The organism is Aliivibrio sp. SR45-2, from assembly GCF_963890165.1.
Taxonomy (GTDB): Bacteria; Pseudomonadota; Gammaproteobacteria; order Enterobacterales; family Vibrionaceae; genus Aliivibrio; species Aliivibrio salmonicida.
The window spans coordinates 37,740-58,164 of sequence record NZ_CAWPRC010000044.1; the positions used below are offsets into that span (position 1 = coordinate 37,740).

The 20,425-nt window shown below is 39.8% G+C and carries 16 protein-coding genes; 7 read left to right on the forward strand and 9 right to left on the reverse strand.

Going from position 1 to position 20,425, the window contains the following annotated elements; all coding sequences use genetic code 11:
• Window positions 1–206: 206 nt before the first annotated feature.
• On the forward strand, window positions 207–1,112 hold the full coding sequence (locus tag AACV33_RS02200) for a M15 family metallopeptidase (RefSeq protein WP_017021918.1): 906 nt from the start codon (window positions 207–209) through the stop codon (window positions 1,110–1,112).
• A 28-nt stretch (window positions 1,113–1,140) separates the two neighbouring features.
• On the opposite strand, the gene AACV33_RS02205 is transcribed toward AACV33_RS02200, so the two are convergent.
• Window positions 1,141–2,148 carry a helix-turn-helix transcriptional regulator gene (locus tag AACV33_RS02205; RefSeq protein WP_017021919.1) on the reverse strand — a complete coding sequence of 336 codons (1,008 nt, stop codon included), beginning with the start codon at window positions 2,146–2,148 and terminating at the stop codon, window positions 1,141–1,143.
• Window positions 2,149–2,307: 159 nt separating this feature from the next.
• Between AACV33_RS02205 and AACV33_RS02210 the strand changes: the two genes are divergently transcribed.
• The 4 genes from AACV33_RS02210 (at window position 2,308) to AACV33_RS02225 (ending at window position 5,513) form a co-directional block, all read left to right on the forward strand.
• Complete coding sequence (locus AACV33_RS02210) at window positions 2,308–3,297, forward strand: NAD-dependent epimerase/dehydratase family protein (protein WP_182699793.1); 990 nt, start codon at window positions 2,308–2,310, stop codon at window positions 3,295–3,297.
• Window positions 3,298–3,382: 85 nt separating this feature from the next.
• Window positions 3,383–4,048, forward strand: a complete 666-nt coding sequence (locus AACV33_RS02215) for an AbrB/MazE/SpoVT family DNA-binding domain-containing protein (protein ID WP_017021921.1) — start codon at window positions 3,383–3,385, stop codon at window positions 4,046–4,048.
• Between the two features lie 103 nt (window positions 4,049–4,151).
• Window positions 4,152–4,652 (forward strand): cupin domain-containing protein, encoded by a 501-nt coding sequence (locus AACV33_RS02220; protein ID WP_012551632.1) that lies wholly within the window; start codon window positions 4,152–4,154, stop codon window positions 4,650–4,652.
• A gap of 24 nt (window positions 4,653–4,676) precedes the next feature.
• The gene (locus tag AACV33_RS02225; RefSeq protein WP_017021922.1) at window positions 4,677–5,513 is read left to right on the forward strand and encodes an SDR family NAD(P)-dependent oxidoreductase; all 837 of its coding nucleotides are present in this window, start codon (window positions 4,677–4,679) and stop codon (window positions 5,511–5,513) included.
• Between the two features lie 86 nt (window positions 5,514–5,599).
• On the opposite strand, the gene AACV33_RS02230 is transcribed toward AACV33_RS02225, so the two are convergent.
• From AACV33_RS02230 to speA, 4 genes are all read right to left on the reverse strand, one after another.
• Window positions 5,600–6,952 (reverse strand): hypothetical protein, encoded by a 1,353-nt coding sequence (locus AACV33_RS02230; RefSeq protein WP_182699794.1) that lies wholly within the window; start codon window positions 6,950–6,952, stop codon window positions 5,600–5,602.
• Window positions 6,945–7,460: a hypothetical protein gene (locus tag AACV33_RS02235; protein WP_017021924.1), complete on the reverse strand. Its 516-nt coding sequence runs from the start codon at window positions 7,458–7,460 to the stop codon at window positions 6,945–6,947. Before AACV33_RS02235 ends, AACV33_RS02230 begins: the two co-directional genes overlap by 8 nt.
• 317 nt (window positions 7,461–7,777) lie before the next feature.
• Entirely contained in the window at window positions 7,778–8,704 is a 927-nt protein-coding gene (gene speB, locus AACV33_RS02240; RefSeq protein WP_182699795.1) for an agmatinase, read from the reverse strand.
• On the reverse strand, window positions 8,704–10,596 hold the full coding sequence (gene speA, locus AACV33_RS02245) for an arginine decarboxylase (protein ID WP_370527125.1): 1,893 nt from the start codon (window positions 10,594–10,596) through the stop codon (window positions 8,704–8,706). Before speA ends, speB begins: the two co-directional genes overlap by 1 nt.
• A 297-nt stretch (window positions 10,597–10,893) precedes the next feature.
• Here speA and AACV33_RS02250 point away from each other — a divergent pair, with 297 nt between their 5' ends.
• Both AACV33_RS02250 and AACV33_RS02255 read left to right on the forward strand, forming a co-directional pair.
• The gene (locus AACV33_RS02250; protein WP_017021927.1) at window positions 10,894–12,153 is read left to right on the forward strand and encodes a hydroxymethylglutaryl-CoA reductase; all 1,260 of its coding nucleotides are present in this window, start codon (window positions 10,894–10,896) and stop codon (window positions 12,151–12,153) included.
• A gap of 252 nt (window positions 12,154–12,405) precedes the next feature.
• Window positions 12,406–13,710, forward strand: coding sequence for a hypothetical protein (locus AACV33_RS02255; RefSeq protein WP_182699796.1), 1,305 nt, complete (start codon window positions 12,406–12,408; stop codon window positions 13,708–13,710).
• A gap of 78 nt (window positions 13,711–13,788) precedes the next feature.
• On the opposite strand, the gene AACV33_RS02260 is transcribed toward AACV33_RS02255, so the two are convergent.
• The 4 genes from AACV33_RS02260 to AACV33_RS02275 all read right to left on the reverse strand — a co-directional run bounded on the left by AACV33_RS02260 (window position 13,789) and on the right by AACV33_RS02275 (window position 20,419).
• Window positions 13,789–14,316, reverse strand: a complete 528-nt coding sequence (locus tag AACV33_RS02260; RefSeq protein ID WP_023602968.1) for a lipocalin family protein — start codon at window positions 14,314–14,316, stop codon at window positions 13,789–13,791.
• 215 nt (window positions 14,317–14,531) lie between these two features.
• Window positions 14,532–15,710 carry a patatin-like phospholipase family protein gene (locus AACV33_RS02265; RefSeq protein ID WP_023602967.1) on the reverse strand — a complete coding sequence of 393 codons (1,179 nt, stop codon included), beginning with the start codon at window positions 15,708–15,710 and terminating at the stop codon, window positions 14,532–14,534.
• 145 nt (window positions 15,711–15,855) lie between these two features.
• Window positions 15,856–17,337 (reverse strand): efflux transporter outer membrane subunit, encoded by a 1,482-nt coding sequence (locus tag AACV33_RS02270; RefSeq protein WP_182699797.1) that lies wholly within the window; start codon window positions 17,335–17,337, stop codon window positions 15,856–15,858.
• Window positions 17,324–20,419 carry an efflux RND transporter permease subunit gene (locus tag AACV33_RS02275; RefSeq protein ID WP_182699812.1) on the reverse strand — a complete coding sequence of 1,032 codons (3,096 nt, stop codon included), beginning with the start codon at window positions 20,417–20,419 and terminating at the stop codon, window positions 17,324–17,326. The genes AACV33_RS02270 and AACV33_RS02275 overlap by 14 nt, the downstream gene beginning before the upstream one ends.
• Window positions 20,420–20,425: the final 6 nt, after the last annotated feature.

Sequence of the window (20,425 nt, forward strand, 5' to 3'; positions counted from 1 at the left end):
AATTTTAAAAATTTTATCGTTAGTATTTTACGTTGTCCACCACTCTCACTGCATTCACTCTTAAAATCCAACTATATTTACTTTGGAACAAGAATCACAACGATTTATGTGCAAATTATGAGCACTTTCTTCTCACTAGAATCAAAAAGTAAACCGTGTCATAGTCATTCCATAATCAAAAACTAAAAACGTTGCTAGGATCATTCATGAATAAAACACACCTGATTAGCTCACTAATACTAGGGCTTTGCTCTGCCTCTGCTTTTGCAAGCGTCTCTCCACTCTCTTCATCACAGTGCCAAGCCATGATAAGTAACAATGTCATGGCACCAAAAGCCCCAGTGCAATGTGACCGTTTACGCAATGTGACCTTCACTCATTATAATTTTGAAGGAAAAACAGCAACAGGAAAAGTGGTGGTGCTTGATGCCGTGGCCCCTTATGTTGATCGCATTTTTAACGAGTTATATAAGAAAGGCTTTCCTATTGCTCAAGCACAACCCATTGAGCAATTTGGCGGTGATGATAATAAATCAATGGATGCAAACAACACATCAGCTTTTAACTATCGCCCTATTGCTGGCAAGTCTTCTCTTTCATTGCATGCTTATGGCGTTGCCGTTGACATCAACCCATTACAAAACCCATTTGTGGAATTTACCTCTTGGGGCACCGCAACATTCAAACCACTAAAAGGCCATGAATATGCGAATCGAATGCTGAATCGTTTGGGCAAAAAAGAACAACGTGGATTAGCAGAATCGGCCATTGCCACTTTCACCAATAATGGCTTTGTGTACTGGGGCGGATATTGGGATACTCCGATTGATTTTCAGCATTTTCAGACCAGTCGTGACATGGCTTATCTCATGACCGACATGCCAGAAAAAGACGCATCCACATTCTTCAAAAACTACGTAGGTTGGGTAAGTTCATGCCAACAAAATTATGGCTCAGAACAGATGGATACTTTCTTAGATTACAGCGCGTATTTAAAAACTGAATTGAACACAACCAGTTCTTTAAATCGTCTCTATAAAGCGAACCCTAATGCCGTAATGCAAGCAATAAATAAGACAGCAAAAGCCTCTCAGGCTCGCTGCTTTGGTTAATGGTAAAGCCATAAAGAGAGATCAAAGATTACTTTTTATTTACTGCGTTAGATTTATATTCCTTTGGTGATACCCCAAACCATTGTTTGAAGTTACGCGAGAAAATAGACACTTCCGCGTAACCCAAACTCAACGCTAATTCAGTGATGGAGCAGCTTGGATCACACAGCTGCTCAATAGCGATTTCTTTCCGTATTGATTGCAATATTCCTCCGTAAGTTAATGATTCAGATTTGAGCTGATTTTGTAAACTTCTCGGATGAATATTTAATGCATTAGCGACTAATTCAAGCGAACATTCTGACGAAGACAGCAAGCTTTTGATCACCATACTCACTTGATATCTAAGATCTGATGGGTAGTGTTTTTTTAATTCTTGGATATTTTTTTGAAGACATTCACGTATTTGATATTGTTCAAAATGAGGCGATTTATCTAGCCATTCAGAAGAAAAAGTGACCGCATCATGCACTGCAGAAAACTGAATGCCCTCCTTAAAATGCCCTAACATGTTCTCATGTTGAATCTCGGGTTTAATCTGCTTTAAAGATAAATAGAAATTTGATTCATGATTCCCCGTTAAATAACGTAAATTATTATAAATTAACCCTACACTTAATTGGGTAAGTTGATTATTCCCTCTTATTCCATCAAAAGAAAAATCAATAATAACCGTGGCTTTAAGACCGGATCTTATTGTATTTATATTAATTCCATCCGCATGAAGATAGAGGTACTTTGTAATATGAACAATGGCATCAAAAATAGTTAATTGCTGAGTCGCCGTTAACCCAAGATCACCAATCGTTAAATTACTTTGCGCTTCAGATAACAACAAACCAAATAAAGGTTCATCACAATGTGACGCGGTAATTTCTAATAATTCTGACACTTTTGAATAAGAGAGATACATATTTGGATCTCGTAATAACGCAGTACTTAATCCCACTTCTGACATGATATGAATAGGGTTTCTACCGAGGCGCTGTACTAATTTTTCATAGCCATCTAAAGCACCACTTCGAACTAAAAACATACACCTTCCCTCGTTAGTTTCGTATTTCATCAAAAATGCTTCGTAAAAAGTCAAACTTACTTTGTTACATATCAATAACATTATTGAACGAAAAGTAAAGACCAACACCAAATAAGTGATAGCTAAATAAGAACGTATATAAACACTAAGGAAAAATACATGAATCATTTTTCGTCAGCATTTATAACCGGAGCAGGAGGCTTTATCGGTCGACATTTAGTTGAGCGATTGCTTAAAAATAACGTCACTATCACGGCTCTAATGATGGAAGGTGAAGCCATACCAAGCCTATGGAATAACAAGGTCAATATTGTTACCGGTGACGTAAGACACTTATTACGAATGAAAGACAACCTACAACCTTGTGATGTTATTTTCCATTTAGCCGCTGTTGTCGGTGATTGGGGAGCACAGCAAGATCACATTGACGTAACGGTAAATGGTACAGAACAAGCCATTGAATTAGCCTTATTATGGCAATCTCACTTTATCGTCACAACGAGCGTTTGTGCCTATGCTAGCCAATTAGCGAAAGGCAAACTCGATGAACAAAGTCTGCTTGGTACCCCAAGTTCTCCTTATGAATTCTGTAAGCAAGAACAAGAACGAGTGACTAAAAACGGGGTTAAAAAAGGATTAAAAGCCTCCATCATTCGTCCTGCCAATGTCTTTGGAGTGGGAAGCGGCCCTTGGGTAAATACGTTATTGGATATGATGCGTAACAACAAACCTTGTATGATAGGCTCTGGAGAATGGGATGCTGGGTTAGTTCATGTTAACAATCTCATTTCTATTCTTATTGCCGTTGCGAATTCAACACATACCAACGGTGATATTTATCTTGCGGCAGATGGCTTTGGAGTTACATGGAAAGAATACATGACTCGTCTTGCACTCGTTGCTGATGTGCCACCACCCAAAAATATTCCACTGCCCTTAGCTCGAATTCTTGCCCCTACCTTAGAATTTATCGGTCATATTACTCAACAGAAAACGCGCCCTTTAATAACTCGTCAATCTTTTCGTTTAATGGGAGGAGCCAATGAGTTTTCAATAAAAAAAGCACAAAAAGAACTCGATTACTCTCCATTCATTACTTTTGATCAGGCAATGAATGAATTAAAAGCCCATTTTTCAAAACAGAAATAGATAGATAACACACATACAATTTATTTATCACTCATTTAATATTCGGTCATTTTAGTCAATAATTAAATGTCATTTAGGAAATAACATGAATTCTATTATAAAGAAAATAGGGAAATCAAAAGGAATCGTATTCCCACCTCAAATCTTAGATCAAATAGGTCTTGATTTGGATGACAAAATAGACATTGAAATTATTGATAACTATTTAGTGATAAAACCAATATACCCTCTTCGAGAATCAGAGCAAGATCGTAATAATTTAAACGAAATGTTTACAATGCAACGAGATTCTATTTTTAGAGAAGAACGTTTATATCAATTAGAGCAATACATACTCGCAAATAATAAAGAAGAATTTATCTATAAGAATAAATACAGTGATTCCTATTTATACGCTTGGCAAGAAAGAGTGTACCCTTTTCTCCATGACATTGATGATGCCACTATTGAATTTCATCATCAATTTTATACTCCCTGTTTCTATGTATCCAAAGAACAAGTGGACTTTTTAATTCAATATTTTGATGAAGTCGATTTGAACGATCAACGAATCCCCTCACTGCACCACTTAGAGCATCAGTTTATTAAAATAGACAAACTTGGATGGACCAAAATGAAATTGGTTAAAGCTTGCCGATACCTTTATCTCAATGGCATGTTTGACGATCATTTTTGGGGACAACTTTTAATTGATTGCCCTCCATCAGAAGCAAGAAGCATCACAAAACAATTCAACCGCAATGAACGTTAATCATAAAGTAACCACCTCCCTGAAAATACGATACAAAGTATGAATTCGTTATTACGCATTCATCTGCGTATTTTTACAAATAAACGATTAGAAGGAATTTATCATGTCTACAGAAAATATTTCACCCGTTGTCACCGATAATCTTGAATGGCTGCCTCTTCTTTTACCGGGCAGTGATGGTATTTATGTCAAAGTTCTGCGAGTGGAAGAAAACATTGGACGCGTCGTTGCCAAAGTTAAGTTTTCCCAAAACAGCTCTGCCCCTCGTCACTATCATTTTTGCCAAGCCGTGGCTTATACCATTTCTGGATCTTGGGAATACGATGAAGGCAAATTTAATGTCGGTGATGTCGCCGTTGAACCTGTAGGCAATTTACATCAAGCCACATCGACAGAGGGCACTGAGATGCTATTGGTGTTTGATACGGATAGCATTCATGGTCACCTACTCGACAATTATTATCCTGATGGCTCGGTCATACGCATTGGAGTCTCTCTATTTAAGCAATTAGAAGGAAAAAGCATGGCTGATATTGCCACCTTTGATCCTACGCCTTATATCGAATTTTTTTCCTCATATTCAGCCGCAGAAGACTCGCATTAAATCCTCAATTTAAGGTAGGTAAACGTGAATAATAAACCTTGGATATGCATTACCGGAAGTGCCAGTGGTCTAGGTCGATACCTCACTGGAAAATTATTGAATCAAGGGCATCAAATAATAGCGACCGACATTAATAAAGAAGCATTACAAACAGCCAGTAAAGAAGATAACTGGATAAGCCATAATCTTATTTTAGAAACATTAGACATAACGGTACTTGCAGAGTGGGAGCAACTGTTAGAAAGGCATGCGCCTAACGAAAACAGACAAGGAAACAAAGTTTTCTCACACCTCTTAAATATTGCTGGCTTTATCCAACCGGGGGACGCATTTGAAAACACCGTAACGCAGTTTAAAAGGCACCTCGATATCAACGTCATGGGCATGATTAATGGTTGCAGCGTTTTTCTGCCTCATTTCACAAAGCATCAACAAGGCCATATTATTAATATCGCTTCGTTTGCAGGGATATTACCGGTCCCCGGCGTCGTCGCTTATAGCACCTCAAAAGCCGCCGCTCGTAGCTTCAGTAATGGACTGGCTATGGATTTATATTTTACTAACTCCCCCATTAATGTGTCTTGCGTGTGCCCTGATTTAATCGCAACACCAATGATGGATAAGCAAGTGGGTTACGGTAAGCACTCTCGATTTGTATTCTCTGGAGACAAACCATTAACGGTTGAAGAGGTCGGTGATACTATTTTAACGACCGTCTGGCAGAAAAAACCAATTGAAGTCGCGTTACCACGTAAGAGAGAAATACAAGTTCGCTTACTTTCTCTTTTTCCAAACTTAATGCTACCTGTTTATAAATATTTAGCGAAAAAAGGAGAAAAGAAATTGGCTCGTTTGCAATAAAAAACATCAATAATGGCCACATAATGTGGCCATTATTGATTGATTATTTACATTGTATATTTTTCAAACGTCTCTTACTTTTTACTCTATTCATTCGCCGGATAAGGGTCATCAACTAACCGAATTTTATATTCATCATTGTCTTTATTTTTTGTTACGTAAACAAAAAACGTTTTAACCAAACCAGAGTCGCCTGGAATCCATCGATTATCTTCTAATATAAAATCCTTGCTTCCTAATACTCCTTTATCCCAAGACGATATTTGTACCGTTGCGGTTTCTCCTTCTGTATGTTTGTAATTAGAAAAATAAACGACATAAAGACCTGTTTGAATTATATTTGGATCACATGAAACGAGATAACGCTCAGGCCCATACCCTGTTGTATTATTTGTATCAAGATAACCAGATTCACCAATAGGGTATTCAAAATTAACAAGATCCCAAGGACCTAGAGGAAGCGGTTCTAGGATCGATAAATCCACATCCCCTAATCCACTCCATATTAACGTTGCTGTAAATAATCCAGTAGAAGCCTCCACTGACGGTGGCTCTAATGAATTCAATCCATCATCAATGTAATCCTTAACAGTCGTTGAAATCTGTAAATTTGGATTCATGTATATCTCTAACAATCCATGCCCTAAAAAGTCTTTTTCACCATTAAGCCCTGCGGGACGAAATAAATACGAGGGAATTAGCTCTGTAATATCGGGAACAGTACCAACAATGCGAAGACCATTGATCACTAAATCTAGATCGGCCAGCACATACTCCCCTCTCAAAGTAGGAGATGCAGGTGCGATATGAACAACCTTTACCGCTTCCTCTCGCGTATTTTGAGTTAAAGCATAGTCATACGCCACATTGACAAACAAATTACCTTGAGAGTGTGCGACAAAAAGCAGTTTTTTACCCTCGGTAATCCATGTGTCAATTCGCGTTTGTTGTTCTGAATAATTTTCTAATGTAGGAGGGTTTTCCATAAATTTTGTTAGAATTTCAACAGCTGCCGCTTGAGCAAAATCAATCAGTTCATCTCTAAGCTCAATCGCTGATGGAACGGCCGCAATAATGATGTTCCACCAATCACCACCACCATGAAGTGACTCAAAAAATAATTCATATCGCTCAGCTAAAAGCCCTTCTTGCTCTCGTAATCTTTGCTCAAATGTTTCTACAAAATCTTCAAATCCATTGGAGTAATTATATACAAGTTCATATTTAATAGGCTCGCCATCTTCGCTCTCTTCACCATGAATTTGCTTAAAATATCCAAGAGCTTGTTGAGCTTGGTCACTTGTCGTTAACACACCATTAAAAAAAACAAATACAACACCTTGAGCTTCACACTTTTTTATACTTATTCCTGCTTGAACAAAATTAAATGGATAAGTTAAAAGTACAAAAATAAGAAGTAAACGATTCATATTATTCATCACAAGCACCGTCGGGCAAACTAATTACCATTCCGTCAGAGGCTTTATCAACAGCTAAAGAAGTTAATAATCTTTTTTTTGTATTTTTAGTCATCGCTTCAATTTCATCAAACATAATACTAGGGTTATTCCTAGTCGCTCCTCCAAAATCAGTGAAATGAATAAATGTGCAATTAATGGCTTCTCCTATTGCAACATGAGCTCTTCGTATCGCATCTTTATCCGCAATATCAACAACCATACCCATTTGTATTGCCTTAGCTGTTTGCATTGCTGCCGTACGTTGCTTCGGTTCTTGGTAAGTAATTTCAATGTACTTTTCTATGTCATCCCTAATGCCATTATTATTAATATCTGGCCCTGCAATGTCATCGCTTCGATCTAACGTTGGTAGTTCACCCGTCACTTCTAATCCTGCAATTTTATCTTTAGGAGAGAGTTCATCATCACTGTCATTGCAACCAACAAGAGCAAGAGATAGAAGAATAAGTACTGTAATTTTGTTCATTTTATTTATCCGTTAATAAGGCTGAATAAATAACGATCTCATAGCTATGTATCTATAAACCAAGGCATATCAAAACTTAATTTCAAAAAATAATCACATAATTGCAGTAAATCATTTGAAATTTACGAAGAGAAAAAAGCAGAAAGAGGATGACGGGTTCTATTAAGGCAATTTTTTATAACGACATAAAAAATCCGATATTAATCACTTAATATCGGATTTTAAATTGTTAGAACAATCATTCAAGCATTTCAATTAATATATTACACCGTCATTTCAATGCTTATATGTGTGTCTTTATTATTCAATGATAATACTTATTTCCCAATACGGTTCGCAGTCCACACGTACAGTAATTCAAGTGCAATGGTTGCACCCGCTAATGCCGTAATGTCACTTTGATCGTACGCAGGAGAGACTTCAACAACGTCCATTCCGACCATGTTAATGCCTTTTAAACCACGGATAATTTTTAAAATCTTATCCGAGTTTAAGCCACCACACACAGGCGTACCCGTCCCCGGCGCGAACGCAGGGTCAAGACAATCGATATCAAACGTTAAGTACACTGGCTTATCACCCACAATGCCTTTCACTTGTTCGATAATTGCCTCCGCACTCATGTCATTTGCTTGCATTGCGTTGATAACATTAAAGCCGTGGCCTTCTTGTTTATACTCAGTACGGATACCAATTTGTACTGAATGCTCAGGCGAGATTAACCCTTCATTTGGTGCGTGATAAAACATAGTACCGTGATCATAACGGCTGCCATGACTGTAAGTATCAGTATGCGCATCAAAATGGATCAATGCCATCTCACCGTACTTTTTAGCATAAGAACGAAGTAATGGAAGCGTGATGAAGTGGTCGCCCCCTAAACCTAGTAATGTTTTACCACTATCTAAAATCGCATCAGCAGCGGCTTCAAGGCGTACAGTAAAATCTTCTGCATCACCGGTATCAAATACTAAATCACCAGAATCGATAACTTTAGTATGATCAAAGACGTTAAAGTCCCACGGGAATTTTTTGCCTTCCCACGCCAAATTAACTGAAGCACGACGAATGGCATCGGGCCCTAAACGCGCACCCGGACGACCCGATGTTGCCATGTCTAATGGCGCACCTAATACAACAATATCCGCATCATTATCAATTGGGTTTTGTACTAATGGACGACGCATAAACGTCATCGCGTTTGAGTACAATGAATAATCTGTTTTGGTAAATAAATCGTTCATTAAAAATCTTCCAAATAGGTGTAACCCATCAAGCCTTGCTCTAATTCTTCAAGCACGCTTTGTTGTTCTTCTTTTGCTACTTTAGCAGTGACCATGTCTTTGTAGTTTTGACGGATCAAATCCACATCGATATGCACATAACGCATCATGTCTTCGACGGTGTCACCTTCATTGATGTAATCAATATTGGCTTCACCGTTTTCATCAACATTCACAACCACACTGTGCGTATCACCAAAGAGGTTATGCATATCTCCCAAGATCTCTTGGTATGCGCCCACTAAGAAGAAGCCCATTAAGTACGGTTCATCAGGGTTCCATGCCGGCACTGGCAAGGTTGTTTCAATGCCTTGACCATCAACGTATTGATCAATAATACCGTCAGAATCACAGGTAATATCGAGTACGACGGCACGATGTTCATCTGCATTATCAAGGCCACTCAACGGCAATACAGGGAAAACTTGGTCAATACCCCATGCATCAGGCAACGATTGGAATAGAGAAAAGTTAACAAAGAACTTATCAGCTAAACGCTCACTCAATTCATCTAAAATTGGGCGATGGTAGCGGTTCTTTGTGCTCATTTTTACGCTTAACTCGTAGTTAATACGTAATGAAACTTGCTCTGCCCATGCACGGTGTTGAAGGTTAATCATCCCCGTTGCAAATTGATTATGCGCTTCAGAGACATCGCATTGTGTGTCGTTATAGATCTCAATTAAAGCGCGATCATCACTGCCATTTTCAAGCTGTTCTAAATTACGCCACATGTTGTGCAACAATAACGGTGCATCACAATGAGGGGCTTCAATCGCTTCTGGTGTGTAGCTTTCTGTGCCGATCACATTGGTAATTAACACCGCGTGATGAGCGGTCAACGAACGACCTGATTCAGAAATGATCACTGGCATTGGTTGTGAATATAACTGACAAATATCACCAATGGTGGTCACGATATTACGCGCGTATTCTGTCAACCCGTAGTTCATTGAGTTCGATGATTGACTACGAGTACCATCGTAATCGACCGCCAAACCGCCGCCAACATCAAGGTATTTTAGCTCTGCTCCAATATCACGTAATTCACAGTAGAATCGTGCCGCTTCACTTACGCCATTACGCACATCGCGAATGTTCGCCATTTGTGAGCCTAAGTGGAAATGCACAAGCTCTAGAATATCTAACTGGCCTTCTGCTTTTAAACGATCAATCACCGTTAATACTTGAGACGCAGATAAACCAAATTTAGACTTTTCTCCACCACTTGCTTGCCATTTACCCGCACCTTGCGATGCAAGACGGATACGCAAACCTAATCTTGGTGTTACTCCTAATGCTTTTGCTTCAGATAACACCAAATCTAATTCTGATAATTTTTCTAATACGATGAAAACACTGTGACCCAGTTTTTCACCGATAAGCGCCAGACGTACGTACTCACGGTCTTTATAACCGTTACATACAATCACTGAACTCGCTTTTTGAGCTAGGGCCAATACGGCTAATAACTCAGGCTTACTGCCCGCTTCTAAGCCTAATTGTTTCTGTTCTAATTGCGCTTGGCTTGCCAAGATCTCATCAACGACTTCCTTTTGTTGATTAACCTTGATTGGATAAACTAATAAATAATGGTTTTCATACTGATATTCATCAATCGCTTGGTTAAATGCATTACAAATACTATGCACACGCTGATGTACGATTTGAGGAAAACGAACCAAAGCAGGCAATCCAATATTTCTTTGCTCTAATTGATTCACAATATGACTTAATGGGACTTGATGATCAGTATCACTACGAGGCGAAACATATACTTCGCCATTATCATCAATACCATAAAAACCTTGGCTCCAATGCTTTACATTATACTCAGCACGGATGCGTTCCAAATTAACCGAATGTTCCAAATCTAGAGACCTCACACAATAGGGCCATCAACAGAAAATACCTCGTTGGAAGCGAGATAAAACCTGACAGTGATCGTAAGCCTACAACCATGTCCATGCGCATTAACTTATATAATTTACAACGAGTCCAATTAGGAATATTTATGGTGATAATCAAAAATATTGATTGTGACAATCTCCTTTTTTATCACCAAACTGTAACGGTTTATATCTAGCTCTTGTTTCTGACGCATTACTCAGTAAAATCACCCGCTCTATTTGCTGTGATATACCTTAATTATGCCTAAATTGAATCTGCACCGCCGTGATTATGTCTCTATCTTAGGGGGGGATATCTCCGCAGATGAATTAGAGCAAATGCTCAATCCTCACTTTGATAAACCAACAAATAAACTGACACCAAGCCCTTACTTAACCGATAAAAACATTACTCGTCGTTGGGATAAATTGGCTAATCCTGCGTTGCAAGCTGAGTTGCTTGATGTGCATACTCAAGCACAATCACATGTTTATGAAAAAAATATCGAACACTTCATTGGCACAGTAAAAATTCCTGTTGGACTTGCTGGACCTTTGCGTGTGAATGGCCTATTTGCCAAAGGCGATTATTTGGTTCCATTAGCGACCACAGAAGCCGCCTTAGTGGCCTCTTATAACCGCGGGGCACAACTCATTACTGCGTGTGGCGGAGCCAGTGCCATGTTATTAAATGAAGGCGTCACTCGTACCCCTGCCTTTGCTTTTTATAACTTAGCCGAAGCCGGACAATTTGTGGCATGGGCCGTTACTCAATACGATACCTTCAAACAATTGGCTGAAGCCACTACCTCGCACGGTAAACTCAGCGACATTAATATCAGCATTGAAGGCAATCATGTCTATTTGGTATTTGAGTTTTTAACCGGAGATGCATCAGGCCAAAACATGGTGACCATCGCGACTAATGCGATTTTTAACTACATCATAGATAACTCACCCATCGCTTCTGAAAATGCCTATTTAGATGGCAACTTATCAGGAGATAAAAAAGCAAGTAGCCAGTCTCTCCGCAGTGTTCGCGGTAAAAAAGTAACGGCGGAAGTGCATATTCCCGCTGAGCTGGTTAAGAAATACCTGCACACTACACCAGAAAAAATGATGCAATTTACTCAAATGAGTACGGTTGGAGCAACGCTCAGTGGCACGATTGGCATTAATGCTCATTACGCGAATGCACTTGCGGCGCTCTATATTGCGTGTGGCCAAGATGCCGCGTGCGTGGCTGAATCGGCGGTGGGGATGACTCGTATAGAAGTGGATAGAGATGGTGGTTTATACGCGAGTGTGACGCTACCAAATCTAATGCTTGGCACGGTTGGCGGTGGAACGGGATTACCGAGCCAAAAAGCGTGTTTAGAACTAATGGGCTTATATGGCTCAGGCAAATCACAAGCACTTGCTGAAGTATGTGCCACGCTATGCTTAGCAGGAGAGCTGTCTATTGTCGGTGCTTTCTGTGCCGGTCATTTCTCACGAGCGCATCATAAATTGGCTCGCTAGCAATAATTTTCTATCCATTTAGGAAAAGGCACTCACCATCATGAGTGCTTTTTTTATGTCTCAACAAAGATTAATAGATCATAAAATCGAGTTATCTCCTTCAAACAGGCCTGCCATTTTAGATTAACCGTCCATTATAATTCCGCATTTCATAAATGCGGAATTAGCAGCACTTTGAACATGGTGTATATAGAGCGGCTCTACATTATTAAATATCATAATAAAGATGATTAATAACATAAGGATCAACGCATGAAACGAATGATTACGGCGACATCCGCCTTAGTGACTCTTGCACTGTATACCGGAGCAGTAAATGCAGGACAGTATATGAACGGACACCGCGTAGAGCTAAAGGGGGATAAGAACATCGATTATCCCCAACTCTGTATTCGAATTAATAGAAAAGCTCAACGAATTCCATTGCTTGAAACCTACCAACAATTTCAGACCGACTATCCTGATGATACTACCGCTGAATTACTAAAACGAATGGTGGCTTGGGCAGATTCAGGAGCGGTTGGTCATACCTGGGTTGATCTTTTTTATAAAGATGACAATGGAAAAATTAAAGCCGATGGATACGGTTTTGGCAGTGATGGTAACCAAGAAACCCGAGAATTCAGCTTTCAAAAATGTGTGCATATTGAAGACAAAGATCATGAGCAGATTAAACAGGAAATGAATGATAAACAAGAAGCGCTATATGTAGAGAGCAAAGAAATAGCCAAGTTGTTTTTTAATATTGGAAAAGATTGGAATGGAGGCCGATACACACTCTATGGAAATTGTGCGTGGTTTGCAGGAGAGCTGTTTAATTCACTCGTGCCTAAGAAAGAAAAAATTAACTTTGCGCAAGCTTTTGATTGGTCAACGATTGTCCCAACACTTTTACCGCTAAGTAAATTGAAAGATCTTCCTGATCCCGGCTACATTGCTGAGAGTTTATCCCAAACAATAAATAGTGCAGGTTGGTACGATAACGACAATGCAGGTTTCGGAAAAATCACTGGTGATACCTTCATTATTGCCGATGCCGACGGTCTCGTTACTGGGCCAAGAAGTATCATTGACTATTACCCAGGGTTAAAAGATTACGCCACTTTTATCTCGGCTGGCTATTACTCTGAATCACAAAACAGAATGCATTTCTTCACCTACAATCTGAAGCAAGATGTTGAAATAACAACTAAACCTTTCTCATCTGACGCCTCTTTTAAAAACATAAATCAAAAATTCGTCGCGGCATTTCATCACCCAAGTGATGATACGATCGGGATGGCGATAACAGAAGAGGGAAATATTCTAGATATCGACTCTTTAGAAAAAATGGAGAATTCTGCATTGCAAGAATACGCAGGTGAAATAACCGCAGCATCAAACTACTTTGAAGGCGATAAAATCCTAATTTTACTCCGACCCGATGGTAACCAATACGATGATCATCAATCAAATGGCGTTCGATTTGTTAAATACGATTTTGAGCACGATAAAGTGTTAACCGAACCGAAACTCGCAGAAAACTTATCTGGTTTTGATTTTTTTAAACTTCAGTAATGGTTGAAAGAAGCGTATAAATTGATAAAAAGGCACTTTTATGAGTGCCTTTTCATTTATTAATTGTCTCGTCTTCCTCTATTTTTGGTCAACGATGATCAATTTATCAGTATCAAACCCTAATGATTTTGCCGTATCTTTAAAACGCTCAATCACTTTAGGATCAAGATCTTTATTTCTTGATAGTAGCCATAAATAATCTAAATCAGGCCCCGACACAAATGCATATTCATAGTTTTCTTTGTCTAACTCAAAAATAACGTATGAACCATAAAAAGGCCCAAAGAAAGACACTTTTAAATAGCCTTCATCTGGTTGATTAACAAATTTAGCTTTGCCAAGCGCTTCGCTCCATTCGTTATCTTCTGCCGAAAATCCCTTATTAATAACCTTAACCGAGCCGTCATCGTTCACGCTGTAAGTCGCACTAACTTGACTTAACCCACGCTCAAACGAATGATCCAATCTCGCAATTTCGTACCATTCTCCAAGGTAGCGATTAAGATCAAACCCTGAAATAGGCTGAACGTCTTTTGGCATCCCTAAACAACCACTTAGCATCATCAACGTTGCGCCTATAACACCAAATTTTGTTATCTTCTTTATCATCGTTAACTCCATTAACTTTATCTCTTTATTATTACGAACAGTCCGTGTAAAAAGATCACTTACCACGATTATTTTTATCACACCTATTTAACGCCATCCATAAACATTGCCTGTAAATATGATGTTGCCGCGGTTAAACGAACGCTTTCACTACCAATAGCATCAATAGAACCTAATTCAACATCACATGTTTAATGCATTAAGTCAGAACCTTAAAGATCAACCGAGAAGGTATTAAATTGGGGTGGTTTATCATCCCAAACGTTACCAATTAAAGTCTGTTCATACCCATATTTATACAAGTGCTGCATGTAAGTAGAATCAAACGGCTGATCAGGGTCTTGCTCTACCTCCAATGCCATATCACTTTCCATGTGACTAAAATAGAAATCAATGTTTGAGCGCTGCGCCAAGTTATAAATTCGCATGACATCTCCTCGACCTTGATACTTAATTAACGTAGATAATGAGCGTGAAGCAACGTAATTTAAATTCAATTCTGGATCATCGACCTTAGGCTCAAACTCCCCATTTCTTATTACATAAATATGATGATTCTTATTTTGGTTATTCACTACTGATAAAGAATCAGAGATTAAAAAAACTTGTCTTGTTACTCCTCCATCAACATGAAGCTCTTGGTAAGTGTCGTCTTTTCCTTCCACATTAATCCGCACCGCTGGAAACGCTCCAGGAATGGACGCTGACGCTAAAATAATGTCTTCAAATAAACGCTGGCTCTCGTCAGATTTTAACGCTGCAATCTCTCCCATGTTCCAGATCGACAATCGTTGGCTGCCTAAATCGGTTGTACCTACCAATAACAAGCGACCTTGAGCATTATATTCAGCCACTTTATCGAGCAATTCTGTTGTGACAGTTTCTCTTATTGTGTTTTCAAGTGGTGAACTGTCTAACAATGCCGTTCCGCTTAGCATATTGAATATACGTTTGGTAATAAAAATATCGTCAGTTTCTGTTGTGGTATAAAATTCGGTGAGTTCATCATCATAGTCTTCTCCTAAATACGCAAACACCGCGATTAATGCCCCTGTACTTACCCCTGTCACAATATCAAAGTCGGGTCTTCCACCCATCTCGCTCCATGCGGTTAAAATGCCTGCACCATAAGCCCCATTTGCGCCACCACCAGATAACGCTAAATAATGATGATCGTCTTTTTCTTGTTGGAAATGAGATAAGTACACTTCATCAAAAAACAGATCACTGCTGTCACCCCAGTAGCGTAAATTGTCTTTTCCTAAAGGATAAACCTGATCGCTTTGTTCACTTGGAACGGCGGTGAAAGGAGCGCTAGCTGAACAACCAATTAAGGATGTGGTGCATAAAATAATAAAAGGCCATTGCCTAAGTATCGAAATAATGGACATAAATTCATTCTCTTTATGTTGAAAACACGTAATAAAGTACATAAGAAACGGTACTTTAATAGCAGTAATAACGTGGTAATTTGAGGCCACTCTCACCGTGAACTATCAATGAACGTTCACGGTGTAAGTCATTTACTATGTGACACTAAATCTCCCACTCTCCACCCAGAGCTTTGTGTAACCCCACCACTGATTGCGCCGTTTGTAACTTAGCGGCCACGACTCTGTCTTTCATCATATTATGTTGTCGTTGTGCATCTAATACCGACAGATAATCAATCAAGCCTGCATTGTATAAAGCATTGGCTTTGCTTAACGCGGTCTCTGTTTGTTGCTGTGCTTCGGTAATGCTTGCTTGGTATTTCTGGCTGTTACCATAAGCAAACAGCAACGTTTCTACTTCTGCAAAGGCGCCATTTACCACGTGTTGATAAGTAAGAACGGACGTTTCAAGACGCGCTTCTTGAATATCGACCATTGCCTCTCCTCGACCACCATCAAATACCGTCCAACTTACGCCTGCACTTGCCATCCAACCAAATGAACCACTGTTAAATAAATCATCAAAATCTCCTGCAACTAATCCTGGCGTACCCGTTAAAAACAGTTTTGGATAACGACTTGCGATAGCGGCACCTAACTCTTCATTCATTGCGGCTATTTCTCGCTCTGCCATGCGAACATCAGGACGACGCTGCAATAAATCTGACGGTAACCCGAGAGGAATAATCCCCGTTAATTCAGGCGTAACCTGTTCAGGGTTCTCCTCACCTAAATCGAGTGAACTGGTGCGTTGACCTAACAAAATAGCCAGTCGCTGCTTGTGAATATTCGCTGCAATGTCTAATTGAGGAATAATCGCCTCTGTCGCCGCCAGCATGGCGCTTGCCTGAGAAATATCAAGCTCTGAGCCATAACCGTTATCAACCACTTTTTTCACCAGTTTCAACGTGCTTTTTTGATCTTCAATCGTTCCCATTGCAATCGCTTTACGCTCTATTGCGCCGCGATATTGCAAATAGTTACTTATCACATCAGCCGTCACCAAGGTGTTTAACCCACTACGGTAAATCTCGACTTGTTCTTTTCTTATTTCAGCGGCATCTGCTTGGCTATCAATACGACCAAATAAATCCATTTCCCAAGCAATGGTGGCCCCTACACCAAAGCCATCTTGCTGTTGATCCATTAATGCCACGCTAGAACCAACAAGAGGTTGAGCCGCAGCAGGCACTCCAATAGGCGAAACAGCAGTGCCTAATAAAGGATCATTTTCACTGATTTGATAATTGACATACCCAGCACCAAGACTGACGGTTGGTACTTTAAATGACGACACCATTTCATGGTAAGACTCGGCCATTTTAATGCGCTCAGAAGCAATTCGTAACGGAATATTCTGCTGCTGTGCGTCTTCAACCAATTGATTTAATATTGGGTCATTAAACCCTTTCCACCACGCTTGATCACTTGATAATGTTTGTGAGCCATTTACGCCTTCAATCTGGGTATAGGCTTCGCTCATCGTCATTTCTGGTGGAGTATAATCTGGCGTCATGCTACAACCTGTCAGCATACCAGCCAAGAATAACGCTTTTGTTATTGTCGATACTTTATGCATTTTCATGACTAATACCCTTCATGTTAAGTTCATTTTTGATTGACGCCATTTCCACATTTACATCGTTATTTGAGCGATCATTTTTATAGAACAATTTATACATTGCAGGCATTGCTAGCAGTGATAAGAACGTTGCCGCAGCAAGGCCACCAATAATGGTTGCTGCCATTTGGTCGAATAATCTATCTGATAATAATGGGATCATGCCTAATGCAGTGGTTAATGCACCTAATGAAATCGCCATGGTTCTGTTTAGCGTTGCGTCTTTAATCGCATCATCTAATAACTTGCCCTGCTTACGTTCTAGTTCAATTTGGTCCATCAATACAATGCCGTTTTTCACTATCATGCCAGACAGCGCTACTGCACCAATTAATGCCATGTAACCGAAAGGCTTATCAAATAACAGCAGACTTAAACTTGCCCCCGTCGCCGCCAAAGGCACTGTAGTTAGAATAATCACAGGCTGCTTAAAGCCGTTAAACATGGCCACCAAAATAATCACCATAAAGATCAGTGCTTTTGGCAGTTGTGAGAAGGTATCCATGATTGAGCGATGTTCATCATAATATTCCCCACCCCACTCTAATGTGTAGCCATAAGGCAATTGAATCGCTTCAATCTCTTCGAGCACTTGTGAGCGAACTTGCGCTGCGGTTTTTTCTGTAATCGCCGCTTGCGCCGTGATTGATGGCACACGATCACGTCGCCAAATCATGCTTTCTTCATTTTTCAATTCAAAGCCATCAACAACTTGCCCTAATGGTACAGAATGAATACCTAACAATGATTTTACTGGGATAGTTTCTAATGATGCCATGCTTGATTCTGGGCTTTTTAATAGTAATGGAATTAACTCATCACCTTGCTGCATTGCCCCTAATATCATGCCATCTGACGAGCGTTTTAATGCCATTGCAATATCGGCACGATTAATCCCCGCACGACGCGCCTGTTCTTGGTTAATGATGGGTACTAATACTTTACTGGTTTGACGCCAATCATCACGCACGTACTTGGTGTATGGGTTCTCGTTAAAAATCGCTTGAGCTTCTTGAGACAATCCACGTAATACATCTGGATCTGGCCCTGTAAATCGCGCTTCAATGCTGAACTTATCTTTCGTTGCCAGTTTCAATGAACGGAATCTTGGTTCAGCTTGAGGAAATTCACTCTCTAACCACGCATCACCACGTTTAATTAACGGTTTAATTGCGTCGTAATCAGCCGTATTAATCACGATTTGACCATAACTTGGGTCAAACGGTTCTGGCTCTACCGTCACTGAGAATCGCGGAGCACTTGCGCCCACATAGGTTGAGATTAAATCCACTTCAGGTTGTTCTAATAACCACGCTTCTATACGCTTCATGTCTTTTGAGGTTTCTTCAATTTTAGCGCCATTTGGCAACCAATAATCAAGGAATACAACTGGACGATCCGAACTTGGCATAAAGTTAACCGAGATTTGAGGGATAACCACCGCCGTCATCAGCAGCAACGGAACCACCGCAGACAACGCTTTTTTAGGATTATCGACTGTCCAACCTATCACCTTTTTAAAGCGACTTGGCTTCACTACCTCTTCACCGCCCACTTCAGGTTTTAGCCATAACCAACACATCAGTGGCGTAATGGTCATTGCAACAAGCCATGAAAGCAGCAACGATGAACACATGATTTTAAACACAGACCCGGCAAACTCAGCCGCATCGGTTTGAGAGAATAACACCGGGCTCGCACCCATAATGGCAATGAACGTTGCCCCTAATAATGGCAATGCTGTTTCCTGAATACAATCGGTCGCGGCTTTGGTTTTTTCAATGCCACTTTTTACTTTTGAGGTGTACATATCGGTAATAACAATGGCGTTATCAACCAACATACCCAGAGCTAAAATGAAGGTGCCTAATGAGACTCGCTGTAAATCAATACTCGCTAGGTACATATAAACAAGCGTTAATAAAATCGTAACGAGCAAACTGGTTCCAACAATGGTCGCACTTTTGAATCCCATAAAGATCCACAATACAACGACAACAATCAGCACACTTTCTAATAAGTTTAAAACGAAATTATCAATCGATTTTTGTACTTCATCGGGCTGAAAAGCAACAACCCCAATTTCAACGCCAACAGGCAATGTTGATTGATACTCAGCAATGACTTCATCAATACTAGAGCCTAAACTCACTACGTTAATGCCACTCACAGGGCTCACCGCTAACGTCACGGCATCAATGCCATTATAACGACTTAGAGATAACGCAGGCGTTTGATAACCCATTGATACATCTGCAACATCTTGTAATCGGATAAGTCCCGTACCTAGCTCACTTATCCCCCCTTTTAGGGTGAAATTTTGAATATCTTGCAGCGATTGGAATGAGCTACTTTGATCAATACGAATACGTTCATGACCTGCTGCCATACTGCCTGCATCGAACACCATGTTTTGGCTATTTAATTGGTTCAATACTTGAATGGTAGATAAGCCGTAAGCCGCTAAACGCTCATCGGTAATATCAATATTCACTACTTGGTTTTGAACGCCATGTAGCTCAATTTTTTTAATCCCATCGACGGTTTTTAAACGACGTTGTAATTCTTTCGCGTATAAACGTAAATCGGCAGGTGACGTATCTTCTCCATAAACAGAGAAAAGCATGCCGTACACTTCAGAAAATTCATCTTGCACAATACTGATCTGTGCTGTGGCCGGTAAACCAAGCTTCACATCCGAAACTTTACGGCGTAATAAATCCCATTCTTGAGGTAATTGCGTTGATGAAATCGATTCTTTCAAATCAATAAACACCATCGACATACCCGGTTTAGATAGCGATCGTAATTTCCAAAGCGATCCCATTTCTTGTAATTTGGTTTCAACTTTGTCTGTCACTTGCTGTTCAACTTCTTCAGCAGAAGCGCCAGGATATAGCGTGACAACCACGGCACTTTTTACCGTAAAGCTTGGGTCTTCTAATTTACCCAATTTAAAATACGATAACCCACCCGCTATCACACACAATACCGTAAAGAAAATAACGAAGGTTCGTTGTCTTATAGCAAATTCAGCTAAATTCATCATAAC

Coding starts and splice junctions, on each gene's coding strand:
- AACV33_RS02275 (WP_182699812.1), bottom strand. CDS start 20,419: ATGAATTTAGCTGAATTTGCTATAAGACAACGAACCTTCGTTATTTTC.
- AACV33_RS02235 (WP_017021924.1), bottom strand. CDS start 7,460: ATGAACAAAATTACAGTACTTATTCTTCTATCTCTTGCTCTTGTTGGT.
- AACV33_RS02250 (WP_017021927.1), top strand. CDS start 10,894: ATGCCTAAATTGAATCTGCACCGCCGTGATTATGTCTCTATCTTAGGG.
- AACV33_RS02265 (WP_023602967.1), bottom strand. CDS start 15,710: ATGTCCATTATTTCGATACTTAGGCAATGGCCTTTTATTATTTTATGC.
- AACV33_RS02210 (WP_182699793.1), top strand. CDS start 2,308: ATGAATCATTTTTCGTCAGCATTTATAACCGGAGCAGGAGGCTTTATC.
- AACV33_RS02220 (WP_012551632.1), top strand. CDS start 4,152: ATGTCTACAGAAAATATTTCACCCGTTGTCACCGATAATCTTGAATGG.
- AACV33_RS02230 (WP_182699794.1), bottom strand. CDS start 6,952: ATGAATAATATGAATCGTTTACTTCTTATTTTTGTACTTTTAACTTAT.
- speB (WP_182699795.1), bottom strand. CDS start 8,704: ATGAACGATTTATTTACCAAAACAGATTATTCATTGTACTCAAACGCG.
- AACV33_RS02270 (WP_182699797.1), bottom strand. CDS start 17,337: ATGAAAATGCATAAAGTATCGACAATAACAAAAGCGTTATTCTTGGCT.
- AACV33_RS02255 (WP_182699796.1), top strand. CDS start 12,406: ATGAAACGAATGATTACGGCGACATCCGCCTTAGTGACTCTTGCACTG.
- AACV33_RS02200 (WP_017021918.1), top strand. CDS start 207: ATGAATAAAACACACCTGATTAGCTCACTAATACTAGGGCTTTGCTCT.
- AACV33_RS02215 (WP_017021921.1), top strand. CDS start 3,383: ATGAATTCTATTATAAAGAAAATAGGGAAATCAAAAGGAATCGTATTC.
- AACV33_RS02205 (WP_017021919.1), bottom strand. CDS start 2,148: ATGTTTTTAGTTCGAAGTGGTGCTTTAGATGGCTATGAAAAATTAGTA.